The organism is Natrinema thermotolerans (genome assembly GCF_031165565.1).
Lineage (GTDB): Archaea > Halobacteriota > Halobacteria > Halobacteriales > Natrialbaceae > Natrinema > Natrinema thermotolerans.
On record NZ_CP101873.1, the window covers coordinates 2,872,979 to 2,886,521 of the forward strand.

Annotated in this window: 14 protein-coding genes; 10 read left to right on the plus strand and 4 right to left on the minus strand. The window is 66.8% G+C overall.

Features of this window, described 5'->3' with window-relative positions; translation table 11 throughout:
• Positions 1-36: 36 nt before the first annotated feature.
• Entirely contained in the window at positions 37-993 is a 957-nt protein-coding gene (locus NP511_RS14850) for a zinc-dependent metalloprotease (protein WP_049966108.1), read from the minus strand.
• 99 nt (positions 994-1,092) lie between these two features.
• The gene (locus NP511_RS14855) at positions 1,093-1,389 is read right to left on the minus strand and encodes a hypothetical protein (protein ID WP_049966109.1); all 297 of its coding nucleotides are present in this window, start codon (positions 1,387-1,389) and stop codon (positions 1,093-1,095) included.
• A gap of 167 nt (positions 1,390-1,556) precedes the next feature.
• Here NP511_RS14855 and NP511_RS14860 point away from each other — a divergent pair, with 167 nt between their 5' ends.
• The 7 genes from NP511_RS14860 to NP511_RS14890 all read left to right on the plus strand — a co-directional run bounded on the left by NP511_RS14860 (position 1,557) and on the right by NP511_RS14890 (position 5,582).
• The gene (locus tag NP511_RS14860) at positions 1,557-1,742 is read left to right on the plus strand and encodes a hypothetical protein (RefSeq protein ID WP_006649698.1); all 186 of its coding nucleotides are present in this window, start codon (positions 1,557-1,559) and stop codon (positions 1,740-1,742) included.
• 160 nt (positions 1,743-1,902) lie between these two features.
• Positions 1,903-2,127, plus strand: coding sequence for an LSM domain-containing protein (locus NP511_RS14865; protein WP_006179942.1), 225 nt, complete (start codon positions 1,903-1,905; stop codon positions 2,125-2,127).
• Complete coding sequence (locus tag NP511_RS14870) at positions 2,124-2,300, plus strand: 50S ribosomal protein L37e (RefSeq protein WP_006649697.1); 177 nt, start codon at positions 2,124-2,126, stop codon at positions 2,298-2,300. The genes NP511_RS14865 and NP511_RS14870 overlap by 4 nt, the downstream gene beginning before the upstream one ends.
• Positions 2,301-2,420: 120 nt before the next feature.
• Positions 2,421-3,614 (plus strand): threonine synthase, encoded by a 1,194-nt coding sequence (locus NP511_RS14875; protein WP_049966110.1) that lies wholly within the window; start codon positions 2,421-2,423, stop codon positions 3,612-3,614.
• A 134-nt stretch (positions 3,615-3,748) separates the two neighbouring features.
• The gene (locus tag NP511_RS14880) at positions 3,749-3,922 is read left to right on the plus strand and encodes a hypothetical protein (protein WP_006179939.1); all 174 of its coding nucleotides are present in this window, start codon (positions 3,749-3,751) and stop codon (positions 3,920-3,922) included.
• A gap of 234 nt (positions 3,923-4,156) precedes the next feature.
• A complete protein-coding gene (locus NP511_RS14885) occupies positions 4,157-4,858 on the plus strand; it encodes a phosphoglycerol geranylgeranyltransferase (protein ID WP_006179938.1) in 702 nt (233 codons plus the stop codon).
• Positions 4,859-4,931: 73 nt separating this feature from the next.
• On the plus strand, positions 4,932-5,582 hold the full coding sequence (locus tag NP511_RS14890) for a helix-turn-helix domain-containing protein (RefSeq protein WP_049966111.1): 651 nt from the start codon (positions 4,932-4,934) through the stop codon (positions 5,580-5,582).
• A 17-nt stretch (positions 5,583-5,599) separates the two neighbouring features.
• On the opposite strand, the gene NP511_RS14895 is transcribed toward NP511_RS14890, so the two are convergent.
• Positions 5,600-6,406: an SIR2 family NAD-dependent protein deacylase gene (locus tag NP511_RS14895; RefSeq protein ID WP_049966112.1), complete on the minus strand. Its 807-nt coding sequence runs from the start codon at positions 6,404-6,406 to the stop codon at positions 5,600-5,602.
• An 86-nt stretch (positions 6,407-6,492) separates the two neighbouring features.
• Between NP511_RS14895 and aspS the strand changes: the two genes are divergently transcribed.
• A complete protein-coding gene (gene aspS / locus NP511_RS14900) occupies positions 6,493-7,797 on the plus strand; it encodes an aspartate--tRNA(Asn) ligase (protein ID WP_006649693.1) in 1,305 nt (434 codons plus the stop codon).
• A 391-nt stretch (positions 7,798-8,188) separates the two neighbouring features.
• Here aspS and NP511_RS14905 read toward each other — a convergent pair whose 3' ends face one another.
• Complete coding sequence (locus NP511_RS14905) at positions 8,189-9,022, minus strand: alpha/beta hydrolase family protein (RefSeq protein ID WP_049966113.1); 834 nt, start codon at positions 9,020-9,022, stop codon at positions 8,189-8,191.
• A gap of 324 nt (positions 9,023-9,346) precedes the next feature.
• On the opposite strand from NP511_RS14905, the gene NP511_RS14910 reads away from it, so the two are divergent.
• Both NP511_RS14910 and NP511_RS14915 read left to right on the plus strand, forming a co-directional pair.
• On the plus strand, positions 9,347-10,174 hold the full coding sequence (locus NP511_RS14910) for a pantoate kinase (RefSeq protein ID WP_049966114.1): 828 nt from the start codon (positions 9,347-9,349) through the stop codon (positions 10,172-10,174).
• A gap of 450 nt (positions 10,175-10,624) precedes the next feature.
• Entirely contained in the window at positions 10,625-13,528 is a 2,904-nt protein-coding gene (locus NP511_RS14915) for a YegP family protein (protein ID WP_049966115.1), read from the plus strand.
• The last annotated feature ends 15 nt before the right edge of the window (positions 13,529-13,543 follow it).

Consider the following 13,543-nt stretch of genomic DNA (forward strand, 5'->3'; position numbering starts at 1 on the left):
GGCGACCACCACGCGAGGGAAAACGGGAGATTCGGGTCAGCGGTCGACGCGCCGGAGCCACGTCCCCGGCGCGTCGAGTTCGTCGTGGCTCGGCAGGTACTCCGGCCCCTCCCAGACGAGACTGGCCGTCTCGAGGTCCCGGACCGCGACGACGTGTTCGAAGAAGTCCTTGCCGCGTTCGTACTGGCGCTCTTTCAGCCCCAGGCCGAGCAGCCGCCGGAAGACCTTCTGGATCGGGCCCCGGCCCTGCCGGCGCTCGTCGAGTTTTCGCCGCAGGTCCTCGTACTCGTCGTCGAAGGCGTGGTCCATCAGGAGTTCGGCGTACCCCTCGACGACGGTCATGGCGGCGTCGAGATCACGGAACGCCTCGCGGTCGAACGATCCCTCCGAGAGGTTGGCGATCCCGTCTTCCATGCGGGTCTCGAGGTGGTCGGAGAGCCACGGTGCGGCCCCGAACTCGGCGGCGTGGGTCACCTCGTGGAAGGCGATCCAGCGGCGGAATCGATCGGCGTCGACGTCGAGTTGGTCGGCCGCGTTGAGGATGTTCGGTCGGACGAAATACAGCGCGTGGTCGTCGGTCGGGGCGTCGGCGAGCAACAGCGGATCGTACTGACCGAGGACGTTCCGCCCGAGAAAGGAGAGCATGACCGTCATCGTCCCCGTGTTGATCGTCCGCGCGATCCCAGGGAACGTACCGGTGTGGGTCTCGAGGGCGCCCATGACCCGTTCGAAGGTGGCGACGTTGGCGTCGATCCAGTGGTGGCGGTTCTGGATCTCGATCGTCTCGGGGACGTCGAATTCGGCCCCGGAGACGGCGCGGACGGCCGCCCTGGCGTCTCGCACGTCGCGGGCGTAGGCCTCGCGTTCGCCGTCCTCGAGCGCGAGCGAGCCGGGCTCGGTCGCGGCCTTGGCGGCCTCCGCGGCGGATCGCCAGTCGATCGCGTCGTCACCGGACGCCCCGGCGACTGCCCGGGCGCTACGATAGAGATTCACGACCCCAAATAGGGGAAGGACCCGCAAAAGCGTTCGGCTCAGTGGGGCCGATTCACCGCCGGTCGGTCCGACGCCGGCCGGCGATCAGTCAGGTGGCGCTCAGTTGACGATGACGTCGGGTTCCTCGTCGGCCTCGAGGTCGGACTCCTCGTCGTCGCCGCGGAACTTCTTGGCGGCCGCGGCGATACCAATCAGGACGACCAGTGCGACCAGCGCGCCGACGGCACTTTTCCCGCTCCCACCGGACTCCTCGTCGCTTTCGTCGGATTCAGTCTCGAGGTCGGCTTCGGACGCCGATTCCGTGGATCCGATCGGCAGTGCTTCGCCGACCGAGCCGAGGCCGATCTGGGGGGTGTCGATGTGCAACTCTACGAGGGTGAACTTTTTATCTCCCATGAGCGGAAGGTCCACGAGTACACACTTAGCCGTTTGGTTAGGTATGGGGTAGCAGTAGCGTACGGGCCGGCTACCCCTCGAGTCCCGGACCCGACCGTTCGCGGTTCATGGTTCCCTAATTGATAAACTACAACCGCTTTATACCGGAACGAAACACTAGTTCGCGTATGAACCTGCACGATCCCACCACCCGCTGGGGAGTGGGCCTCGCCAGCGGTGCCCTCATCGCCGCCATCGCGGTGCTGTTTCTGGACGGAACGACGCGACTGCTCGTTCTGGCGCTCGCCGTCTTCGATGCGGTCTCGACGCCACAGTTCCTGAAACACGCCGCCGCGGAATCGGCGGACCGGTGAGAGCGCGTTGCCGACCGTCCCGACACCAGTCAGCTTGCTATCAGTAACGGCCGCGAGATCCGCAAGACCGGGTGGGAAACATCGTGTTATTCGCCGCTGAACGGCCCTCGTCGGAGCCGGGACCGGTACGATTAAGTGTCCATCACCAGCCGTGTTGCGTATGAGTGGACGACCGCTGGACGTCCTCGAGGCGTCGCTCGGCGAACGCGTCACGGTACGACTCAAGAGCGGCGACGAGTACGTCGGCGATCTCTCCGGGTACGACCAGCACATGAACCTCGTCCTCGAGGACGTGACGATCCCCGTCGAGGGCGTCGATCAGGAGGCTCCGGCCGAAGACACAACCATTATACGCGGCGACAACGTCGTCTCGATTACTCCATGACTGGTGCAGGAACCCCGAGCCAAGGAAAGAAGAACAAGACGACCCACACCAAGTGTCGTCGCTGCGGAGAGAAGTCCTACCACACCAAAAAGAAGGTCTGCTCGTCGTGTGGCTTCGGCAAGTCCTCGAAGCGCCGCGATTACGAGTGGCAGTCGAAGTCCGGCGACAACTGACCGGTCTCTCTTTCGTCGTTTCCTCTCGTCTTCCGATCCGACAGCCCCGGCGTCGTCGCCGATGCCGGGACGCGCGACGCCGATGGACAACCCTTAGTTCGCCGCCCCGAAGGATCGCGTATGGAGACGACTGACGCCGTCGCGGGGCTCGAGTGCGTCGACTGCGGGACCGTCATCGAGGCCACCGCCGAGGCCCACCGATGTCCCGAGTGTGACGGTCCGCTCGACCCGCGCTACGACTACGACGCGATCGACCTCGATCGCGAGACGCTCGAGGGTCGGCCGGCCGACTCGCAGTGGCGCTACGCCGAACTGCTGCCGTTTGCCCGCGAGACGGCGGTCACGACCCGGGAGGGCGCGACGCCGCTGGTCGACTGTCCCGACCTGGCCGACGAACTCGGCGTCGAGCAAGTCCTGCTCAAGGACGAAGGCCGGAACCCGACGGGCTCGGTCCGCGACCGCGGTGCGTCGCTTGCGGTCACGGCCGCGACCCGGAGCGACGCCGACGACGTCGCGCTCCCGTCGACGGGCAACGGCGGTCAGGCCGCGGCGGCCTACGCGGGCCGGGCCGGCCTCGAGTCCCACGCCTACCTCCCCTCGCGCTCGGGCTTTACGAACAAGGCGATGGTCAACGTTCACGGCGGCGACATGAACGTGGTCGGCGGTCGCTACGGCGACGCCGTCGGCGCGTACGAGGAGGCGCTCGCCGAACACGACGACTGGTACTCGCTGCGAGCCTTCGAGACGCCCTATCGCCACGAGGGGATCAAGACCCTGTTCTACGAACTCGTCGAAGACCTCGAGTGGACGGTTCCGGACGCGATCTGTTACCCGACGGGGATCGGGACGGGGATCGTCGGCCTCGCCAAGGCCGCCCGCGAGTTCGAGGAACTGGGACTGATCGACGAGATGCCCACACTCTACGCCGCGCAGGCGTCGGGCTGTGCCCCGATCGCGGACGCCGTCGCCGACGGCCGCGACGACCTCGACCCCGTCGAGCGCCCCGACACCATCTGTGGCGAACTCGAGATTCCGGACCCGCCGGCCGGCTCGTGGGTCCTCGAGGCGCTGCGTGAGACCGACGGCGACGCGGTCGCGACCGACGACCCCGACATCCTCGAGGCGGCCGTGCGGGTGGCCCAGACGACCGGCCTCGAGCCGACCCCGAGCGCGGCGGCGGCCGCCAGCGGCGCGTGGGAACTCGCCGACCGCGGTGCGTTCGACGGCGACGAGACGGTCGTGATCGTCTCGACGGGCGCGGGCAACAAGGAGGCCGACGTGTTGCGAAGCCACCTGATGGGACAGGGCATTTAGACAGCCCCAGTACCGGGTAATACCGCCGAATACAGCCGGTATAACCGCTATCGGGCGCCCAGTTGGGCACGGCGAACCGAACGCTTTCACCGACAGAGCCTTGACTCCGAGACGAGTAGACGAACCGAGTTCAAATGTGTGAACATTCACCAGAGTGTTCGAACGGGGTCACGTGCCAGCTCGTCCTCGAGAACGGTGAGACTGGCCTCGAGACCGCCGAATACTACTGTAAGGCACACCTGGTGCTGCGGATCTGGGAGGTCGAGAACGACAGCTCGATGCGGGCCGTCAGCGCTGAACAGCTATAGGCCGGATCGGCCTCGCTCGACCCGCTTGCTGCCGATCACGGCTCGATCGTCGCGACGGAACCAGTCCGCTCGCGACCCGGAGGTGGACCCGATCGCGCCCGAGGGCCGCGGCGCGCTCGAGTCGACCAACGACGCACTCGAGCCGGCCGGGCCACTGCCCCCACCGTGTGACCGCGTCCCTCGCGTCGGGGTCGTTCCGTAGCGTTTTTGCTGGTTGTCGGGAAACGACGCGGTATGACTGCCCCCTGGGACGATTGGAACCACGTTCTCAAGCTCGATCCGGACAAGGAGCTGCCCGAGGGCGTGACCTACGGTGACCTCTGTGCGACCGGAACGGACGCCATCGAGGTCGGCGGGACCATGGGTATCACTGAAGAGAACATGAGCGCCGTCATCGAGGCCTGTGCCGAACACGACGTTGCTCTCTATCAGGAGCCGTCCAACCCCGAAGTCGTCCTCGAGGACGACGCGCTGGACGGCTATCTCATTCCGACTGTGTTCAACGCCGGCTCGCCGTTTTGGATCACCGAAGCCCACAAAGAGTGGGTCCGCCTCGAGGGCGAACTCGATTGGGAGCGGACGACGACGGAGGCCTACATCGTGATGAACCCCGAGGCCGACGTCGCGGAGCTGACCGAGGCCAACTGCGACCTCGGGGCCGACGACGTCGCCGCCTACGCGACCGTCGCGGAACACATGTTCGGACAGGAGATCGTCTACGTCGAGTACTCGGGCACCCTCGGCGACGAGGGCGTCGTCCAGGCCGCCGGCGAGGCGACCGACGAGTCGACGCTGTTCTACGGGGGCGGCATCCACGACTACGACTCCGCGTACTCGATGGCCCAGTACGCCGACGTTATCGTCGTCGGCGACCTCGCACACGACGAGGGGATCGAGGCGGTCCGCGAGACCGTCGACGCGGCCAACGACGCCTAACGACACACCGGACCGGTTGGTAAACCCGACAGTAGCCTCAACTGTTTTATCGCTTCGCGGTGGACGACCCCGCATGAGTCTCCACGTCGCCTTCGAGGCGTCGTCGCCGTCGCTGGTCCTCGCGCCGACCTTCGACGCCCTCCCCTCGCTCGAGGTCGCCCTCGAGCGCCAGTACGCGCTCGATCCCGACCGCCCGATCGCGTTCTGCTGGCTCCGCTGTCGGGACCGCGACCGGCTCGAGCGGGCGCTGGCCGCCGACCCGACGGTCGCTCGGTTCGACAGGATCGCCGGCGGGGATGGCCGCGACCTCTACCGGTTACAGCGAAGCGAGACGAACGTCGTCGGGGCGTACCGCCAGTGGGTCGCGGCCGGCGGCGAGTTGCTCGAGTGCCGGGGCGCGGACGGTCGCTGGAACGTCGAGATGCGGTTTCCCGACCGGGCATCGTTCGGCCGGTATCACGACTTTCTCGTCGACGAAGGCGTCTCCGTCGAACTCCGCCGACTCGCCGAGACCGACGCTCGCTCGCGACGGGCCGGCGACCCCACGCTGACGGACCGCCAGCGGGAGGCACTGTCGCTGGCCCACGAACGCGGCTTCTTCGAGGTCCCCCGCGAGACGGACTTAGCCGAGATCGCTTCCCAACTCGAGATTTCGAATCAGGCGGTCAGCGAACGGCTGCGACGCGGACAGGCTCGGCTGGTCGAGTCCCACGTCGTCGACTGAGTCCGCCCGATCCCGGACTATTCGACGATCAGTTCCCGCAGGCGAGGGAGCGCCTCGGTCACGTCCTCGCGGACGACCGCGTCGGCGACGTCGTCACACGGGGTCGACTCGAGGTTGACGATCCCGACGGTCCCGCCGGTCGAGGCGGCAAGCCGGGGCAGCGACGCGGCGGGTTCGATGACCAACGAGGAGCCGATCGCGAGGAAGGCGTCGCTTTCGCGCGCAAGCGACCGGGAACGCTGGAGGACCGCACCGGGCAACTGCTCGCCGAAGAGGACCACGTCGGGTTTGAACACGCCGCCGCAGTCGCAGGTCGGCGGCAACTCGCCGCCGGCCGCCCGCTCGAAGATCGGGTCGCCGTCCGTGCGTTTCCCACAGTCCGTACAGCGGACCCGCTGGGAGTTGCCGTGTAACTCGAGGACCGTCGGCTCGTCGGCCGTCGCGCCGGACCCGCCGTCCGCTTCGGCGTCGTTCCCCTCGTCGACCGCCGCCGCGGCGTCGCCGTGGAGGCCGTCCGTGTTCTGGGTCAGGACCGCCTCGAGGTGGCCGTCCCGTCCCATCGCAGCCACGGCCTCGTGAGCGGCGTTCGGCTCGAACTCGCCGTCGAACATCGCTCGCTGGAGGTCGACTCGATCGGCCCAGAACCCCTCGGGATCGCGCTGGAACCGGCCGTACGCGAACTGCCCCTGATCGAACTGTTCCCAGACGCCGTCGTCACCCCGGAACGTGGGCACGCCCGACGGCGCGGAGATGCCCGCACCGGTGAAGGCGACGGCGGTGTCCGCATCCCGAACCGCGGTCGCGAGTCGCTCGAGGTCGTCCATACGGGTCGTATCGTTTCCGATGCGGCAAAACGTTACCCTCGATCCGAACGGCTGGGCTTAAGTTGCGCCTGCGTGAATCGAGTGGTATGCAGGACAGAACCTACACGGCCGACGCCGAGCCGGGCGACCACGTCACCGTCGCCGGCTGGGTCCACGAGATCCGCGACCTCGGGGGCATCGCGTTCCTGATTCTCCGAGACAGCTCGGGCAAGATCCAGATCAAGTTCGAGAAAGACGAGATGGACGAGGAGTTAGTCGAGACGGGACTCGACGTCTCCCGCGAGAGCGTCATCAAGGTCTCCGGCGACGTCGAGGAAGAGCCCCGCGCGCCGACGGGCGTCGAGGTCACGCCCGAGTCGCTCGAGGTCGTCGCCCCCGCCGACCCCGAACTGCCGCTCGACCCCTCGGAGAAGGTCGACGCCGACCTCTCGACCCGACTGGACAACCGCACCCTCGACCTCCGCAAGGAGGAGGTCCAGACGGTCTTCGAGATCCGTTCGGACGTGCTGCGTGCGGTCCGTGACCAGTTCCGCGACTACGATTGTACGGAGATCAACACGCCGAAGATCGTCGCGACGGGGACCGAGGGCGGGACGGAACTGTTCCCGATCACCTACTTCGGCGAGGAGGCCTTCATGAACCAGTCGCCACAGCTGTTCAAGCAGCTGGTCGCGGGCTCGAACGTCGAGCGGGTCTTCGAGATCGGCCCGATCTTCCGCGCGGAGGAACACAACACGCCGCGGCACCTGAACGAGGCCACCTCGATCGACTTCGAGGGCGCGTTCTGTGACCATACCGACGCCATGGACGTCGCCGAGGGCATCGTCAAAGCCGCCTACGAGTCCGTCCAGGAGAACTTCGGCGACCAGCTCGAGGAACTCGACCTCGCCGAGGACTTCGCGGTTCCCGAGGGCGACTTCCCGCGTATCAGCTACGAGGACGCCCTCGAGCGCATCAACGCCACGGGCGAACTCGACGAGCAGCTCGTCTGGGGCGACGACCTCTCGACGCCGGCCGAGGAGGCCCTCGGGCAGGACGTCGGCGGCCACTACTTCATCACCGATTGGCCCAGCGAGATCAAGCCGTTCTACATCAAGGACCACGACGACGATTCCGAACTGTCGACCGGCTTCGACCTCATGCACCCGCGGATGGAACTGGTCTCGGGCGGTCAGCGCGAACACCGTCACGAGAAGCTCATCGAGGGCTTCGAACAGCAGGGGCTCGACCCCGACCAGTTCGAGTACTACACCAAGATGTTCAAGTACGGCATGCCGCCCCACGCCGGCTTCGGCCTCGGCGGCGAGCGCCTGCTCATGACGATCCTCGGGCTGGACAACATCCGGGAAGCGGTGCTGTTCCCGCGTGATCGCCAGAGACTGAGTCCGTAGGACGACGTCTCTGGGAGCGCGTGGAAACCACGAGCGCGTAGCGCGAGTCGGTTTCCTCGAGATCGTCAGCGTTTGTCGCCGTAGGCGACAAACCTGAGAGCAAGCGGAACCCAAGCGGAAGCGAAGCACGGTTCCGCATGATCGCCAACGACTGAGTCCGTAGAACGAAGACGTCGGGCACTAACGGGACTCGAGCGGCAAGGACAGGTCGGACGAGCGATCCGTGCCACACCGACGCTGTCAACCTCGCTATCGGTACCGCCCGCCGATCAGTACCGATACGTGACGCGGGATGTGTCGGGAACGCGCTTCGAGCGAGAGAACGGTCTCGGGTCCGTAGCCTCGGAGCCACGACTTCGTCACAGCCGACGACTCGTGAGTGCCAGCTCCACTAGTCGTCACAGGAGCCGCCGTTGATGGCAGCTGCCAGCTCCGAACCGACGGCGTCGTCGCCGAGATACGCGAGGTGACTGCCGACGCTATCGGTCACGTCGACATCGGTGTAGTTCGAGCCGGGATCACAGCCGGCTCCTTCGGTCCCAAGTGCGGTGTCACCGAACCCACCGTAGGCCGAGCCGACGGTCGAGTCGTTCTGGGAGTGATAGTTCCGGACCGCACACGCGTTGCTGAGGCCGGGGTTCCACGGGTCGCCACAGATCTCGGAGCCGTCGGCGGCAGTGCCAAGGCCGGCGACGGTCTCGATCTCGTAGCCGTCCGAGAGATTCGTCGCGGTCCAGTAGACACAGCGGCCGCCCAGCGAGTGACCGACCAGCCGGACGTTCCCGCCGCCGGCGTCGGAAAAGTCTTCGATGAGGCCGGCGACGACCTCGCCGACGTCCTCGGTATCGCTTTCGGCACCGAAGTAGTTGAGCGTGGTGGCGGGCCACTCGATTGCGACGGTTTCGTCGGGCGTATAGCCGCCGGCAACGAGCGAGTCCCTGACGTCGGCGGCCTGACTCGAGACGGTGGTATCGCCGAACCAGCCGTGAATGAACACCAGCAGTTCGTCCGTGACCGGCAGGTCGTCGTCGGCGCTCCAGCCGAACCAGCCGTCGTCGACCTCGATCGTGTCCGGGCCGAGGGACTGCGCGGACGCCGAGCCGGAGGCGGCGGTCAGTCCCGCACCGCCGATCAACGTCGTGCTGGTGGCCTTCAGGAGGGTCCGTCGGTCGGTCGTCGATTCGGTCACAGCTGGAACGTCATTGGACATGTCATTATTTGGCATGCGGACCGATCCTTCGACGAACCGATGATTGTAGTTTTCTTCTCCATACAGAGCGTATTCAAAACCGGGTAGACAGACGACTATCTCCGCGGACGATCGATACCACCGCCCGGGCCCGATAGCCTGACTCGCTCGAGGGCGGGCACAGCCCTCGCCTCGAGTCGGCCAGGCCATACTACTGAACCGGTTTCCACACCGTTCGAACGGCGGCTATGCAATGACTTTCAATGGAACTCGTAGGGAGAGCGATGGACCGATTGGAATACGGCGCGTGCGGGCGCGAACCTGCAAGGTTATATCGTTCGGGCAGAAAGCGGGGGCGTAATGCGTGAGGAGGCGACGGCGTTCGTTCCTGGCCACGTTACGGGCTTTTTCAGCGCCCACCCGGACGACGACCCGACGAAGGCGGGCTCACGGGGCGCGGGACTGACGCTTACGGACGGTGTCGAGGTGACGGTCGAACGAGCGGCAGAGACGACGGTCTTCCTCGACGATGTCGAGATCGAGATCGAACCGGTCGAGACCGTCCTCGAGACGCTCGACGTGAGCGCTCGGATCGACGCGACCTCGGAGCTGCCGATCGGGTCCGGGTTCGGCGTCTCGGGGGCGATGGCGCTCGGAACGGCCCTGGCCGCGAACCGCGTGTTCGGCTGCAAGCTCTCGATGAACGAACTCGTCACGATCGCACACGGGGCCGAGGTGCAGGCCGGGACGGGGCTGGGTGACGTCGTCGCACAGGCCCACGGCGGCGTCCCGATCCGCCTCGAGCCGGGCGGGCCACAGGACAACAAACTCGACGCCGTCCCCGCCCGGGCGCGCGTCGAGTACGTCACATTCGGGGAGCTGTCGACGGCCGACGTTCTCTCGGGCGATACCGAACAGTTGACCGCGGCCGGGCAGGAGGCGCTCTCCCGCGTCGTCGAGGAACCGACGCTGCTGTCGTTCATGTACGCTTCACGGCTGTTTGCCCGCGACGCCGAGTTGCTGACCGATCGGGTCCGCGAAACGATCGCCGAGGTGTCGGACGCCGACGGGCAGGCCTCGATGGCGATGCTCGGCGAAACGGTCTTCGCGCTCGGGACCGGCCTCTCCGATGCCGGTTACGAGCCCTCGGTCTGTGCGACCCACCCCGCCGGTGCGGTTCTGAAGTGAGCGGGTCCCGATATCGGTCGATTGTTGCCACTTTTCGGTGACTGTCGTGTCCACGAGAGACGAGCGCGTTCACGCGCCGTCGACAAGCGCCGGTGCCACGCGACAGATCCGGGGCCCGTCGCGTTTAAGTACGCCACACTCGTATCAGCTGCCATATAGATATATCGAGAAACCGCAGGACGGCGAACCGGATGCGTCTCGCTTTCCGCGATGAGCCGCCGATGGCCCGCTCGAGTCGCCGTTCGTTCCACTGCTATTTTTCACAAAGGTAATACAGAGGGTTCGTCTCGGACCGGTTACTGCCATCCCGTCGTTTCGAGAACGGATATTCGACGGCGGAAATCGACTGCCGGGTTTCGGTGAGAGAGTGGGGCGCTGGAAATACCAGAACCGAAAACATTGGCCAAAAATTTATTATGGTACGTTCGAGTTATCGGGCCAAGTTTCGAAATGGCTTCACGCACTGACATTCACCAAAACCTGTTTCAGTTGTACGAACACTACGTCGGGGAACCCGACTCGAGCAAGGACGTCTACGGCTACTGGCTGTTCATCGTCGGCTACGTCATCGGGGCCGCGGGCGTGGCGACGTTCGTCGTCGGGTACGCAGGCGAGGGGGAGCCGTACACGCTGATCAGGGCCTCCGGGATCACCGCTGCGACCGGACTCGCGCTCTGTCTGTTCGGGATCGTACTGATGTTACCGGTGCGGAAACGGGGAATCCAGGCGAGTTTCGTCGGTCTGCTCGTCTCGTTTGCGGGCGTCGGCTTCTTCGGGTGGGCGTATCCGAACAACTGGCGGGAACTGGGCGTCGACTACAGCGTCGAGGTGATCTCCGTCTACACGTTGGGGATCGGCATCATCGCGGGGGTGACGGCCCTCGTCCCTATTCTGACCGGCCAACGCGGCATGTTCGTCGAAGAGGAAGGCCAGACCGAGGACCCGCCGATCCTCACCGGCGACGCGATGGAAAGCGCCCAATTCGCCGCCTTCCGTGACGACAACGGCGACTGGCAGTGGCACGTCCTCCACCTCGAGGCCCTGGCCCAGAGTACGGAGAGTGCGGTGACGCGGCCGGAGGCCACGGAGGGGATCGAGCGGGTGAAATCCCAGATCAGCTCCGCGGGGCTGATGGAGCTGACGACCTCCGCGTTCCGGCTCTACGAGGACCGCGACGGCACCTGGCAGTGGACGCTCGCGCGCGACGACGGTTCGATCGTCGGTGCCTGTGCCGGCGAGTTCGACGAGCGCGACGGGGCCGAAGAGTCGGTGAGCTTCCTCAAAGACGAGGGGCCGGACGCCGACGTAATCGAGATCGAGGGGGCGGCCTTTACCTACGAGGAGCGCCGCGACAAGTGGTACTGGCAACTGGTCGACGACGACCGCGTGCCGCTGGCCTCGAGCGAGACGGGCCACTCGACCCAGGAACGGGCCGAAGAGGCCGCCCGCACCTTCGCCGAACGGTTCGATCGAGCGCGAGTCCTCGACGTCGAGAACGTCGGCGTCGAACTCCGCGAGCGGGCCGACGGCTGGAGCTGGCGGATCGTCGACGCCGCCGACGACGTCCTCGCGACCAGTACCGACGCCTTCGATTCCCGGCGCGACGCCGAGGAGGCGGCCGAGGCACTCTTGCCTGAACTCGAGTCGGCGTCGGTCACCGTGGCCGGCGAGCCGACCTACGAACTCTACGAGTCCGGCCAAGAGTGGCGCTACCGGCTCGTCGACGAGACCGAACACGTGGTCGCGCGAAGCCCCGAGGGGACCGACGACCGTCTCGCGGTCGATACGTGGACCGAGCGGTTCGGCGACAACGCTGCCGACGCCGACGTCGTCGAGATCGACGACGCGGAGTACGAGGTCTATCCGGCCGAAGACGTCGACACCGGCAGCGCCGCCTCGACGCCCGACGACGACCTCCCCGCGGCAATCGAGGAGCCCGAACCGGCGGCCGACGGCGGGACGGCCGTCGACGCCCCCGACGCCGAGGATGCGAGCCCGTGGCACTGGCGGCTCGTCACCGACGACCGCGACGTCGTCGCCGCGAGTACCGAACCACATCCCGACGCCGAGTCGGCGACCGACGCCATCGAGCGGGTCCGCCAGCAGGCCAGCGAGGCGGAACTCATCGAGTTCGAGAACGCCGCCTTCCAGGTCTACGAGGCCGACTCCGGCGAATGGCGCTGGCGGCTCATCGACGAGGACGGCAACGTTCTGGCCGACAGCGGCGCTGAACACACCTCCCGCGGCGAGGCCGCCGAGGCGATGATGACGCTGAAAGAGCAGGCCCCCGAGGCCGAACTGCTCGAGATCGAGACCGCGGCGTTCGAACTCTTCGTCAACGAGGACGACGAGTGGGGCTGGCGGCTCATCGACGAGGCCGGCAAGCTCGTCGCCGAGGACCCCGCGACCCACCCGACCCGCGGGGCCGCCCGCCAGGCGATGAACCGCCTGCTCGAGCATCTCGATTCGGACGTGCGGACGATGGACCGGGCGATCTTCCAGCCGTACGCGACCGAGGACTGGCACTGGCGGTTCGTCTTGCCCTCGGGCGAGACCGTCGCCGTCGACGGCGAGGCACACCCGACACAGGACGAACTGGTCGACAGCCTCGACGACGTGCGCGAGGCCGCTGTGTCGGCGCGCCGGCACACGATCGGCGACGTCTCGGTCCAGCTCTACGGCACCGACGAGTGGCGCTTCCGACTGCTCGATCGCGACCGCGAGGAGATCGCCGACGCGACCGTCTCCTACGGCGACCGCGAGGCCGCGATGGACGGCGTCGAGGACCTCAAGCGACACGCGGCCGACGCGCCGATCTTCGCGATCGAGGACGCGGCGATCCGCGTCGACGACGCGGACGGCTGGTCGTGGGAACTCGTCGACGCCGAGCGGACCGTTATCGCCGAGGCCGTCGACTCCGAACCCGATCGCGAGACCCTGCTCGAGGCGATCGAGGAGGTCCGCCAGCTCGCGCCGATGGCCGGCCGCGTCGACTTCGACGTCGCCTCCTTCGAACTCGTCGCCGACGAGGAGGACCGCTGGCAGTGGCGGCTCATCGACGAGGACGGCCGCACCGTCGCGACCGGCTCCGAGACCCACGAGACGGCCGACGACGCCCGCGACGCCCTCGCGGACGTCCGCGGGCTGATCGAGTCGGCGAGCATCCTCGAGATCGACAGCGTCTCGTTCGAACTCCACACCGCAGAGGACGGCTGGGTCTGGCAGCTGATCGACGAGTACGGCGCGACGATGGCCGAGAGTACCCAGACCTACGAGAACCGCACCGAGGCCCGCGAGGCGATGAACGACGTGAAGGCACAGGCCCCCGACGGCTGGATCACCTTCACCGAGTGACGGCGCCAGCGGCTC

Bases quoted from the DNA above. Each gene is read 5' to 3' on its own strand.
- NP511_RS14860 (WP_006649698.1), top strand. From the start codon at position 1,557: ATGAACCTGCACGATCCCACCACCCGCTGGGGAGTGGGCCTCGCCAGC.
- NP511_RS14885 (WP_006179938.1), top strand. From the start codon at position 4,157: ATGACTGCCCCCTGGGACGATTGGAACCACGTTCTCAAGCTCGATCCG.
- NP511_RS14880 (WP_006179939.1), top strand. From the start codon at position 3,749: ATGTGTGAACATTCACCAGAGTGTTCGAACGGGGTCACGTGCCAGCTC.
- NP511_RS14870 (WP_006649697.1), top strand. From the start codon at position 2,124: ATGACTGGTGCAGGAACCCCGAGCCAAGGAAAGAAGAACAAGACGACC.
- NP511_RS14905 (WP_049966113.1), bottom strand. From the start codon at position 9,022: ATGCCAAATAATGACATGTCCAATGACGTTCCAGCTGTGACCGAATCG.
- NP511_RS14915 (WP_049966115.1), top strand. From the start codon at position 10,625: ATGGCTTCACGCACTGACATTCACCAAAACCTGTTTCAGTTGTACGAA.
- NP511_RS14895 (WP_049966112.1), bottom strand. From the start codon at position 6,406: ATGGACGACCTCGAGCGACTCGCGACCGCGGTTCGGGATGCGGACACC.
- aspS (WP_006649693.1), top strand. From the start codon at position 6,493: ATGCAGGACAGAACCTACACGGCCGACGCCGAGCCGGGCGACCACGTC.
- NP511_RS14855 (WP_049966109.1), bottom strand. From the start codon at position 1,389: ATGGGAGATAAAAAGTTCACCCTCGTAGAGTTGCACATCGACACCCCC.
- NP511_RS14875 (WP_049966110.1), top strand. From the start codon at position 2,421: ATGGAGACGACTGACGCCGTCGCGGGGCTCGAGTGCGTCGACTGCGGG.
- NP511_RS14890 (WP_049966111.1), top strand. From the start codon at position 4,932: ATGAGTCTCCACGTCGCCTTCGAGGCGTCGTCGCCGTCGCTGGTCCTC.
- NP511_RS14865 (WP_006179942.1), top strand. From the start codon at position 1,903: ATGAGTGGACGACCGCTGGACGTCCTCGAGGCGTCGCTCGGCGAACGC.
- NP511_RS14910 (WP_049966114.1), top strand. From the start codon at position 9,347: ATGCGTGAGGAGGCGACGGCGTTCGTTCCTGGCCACGTTACGGGCTTT.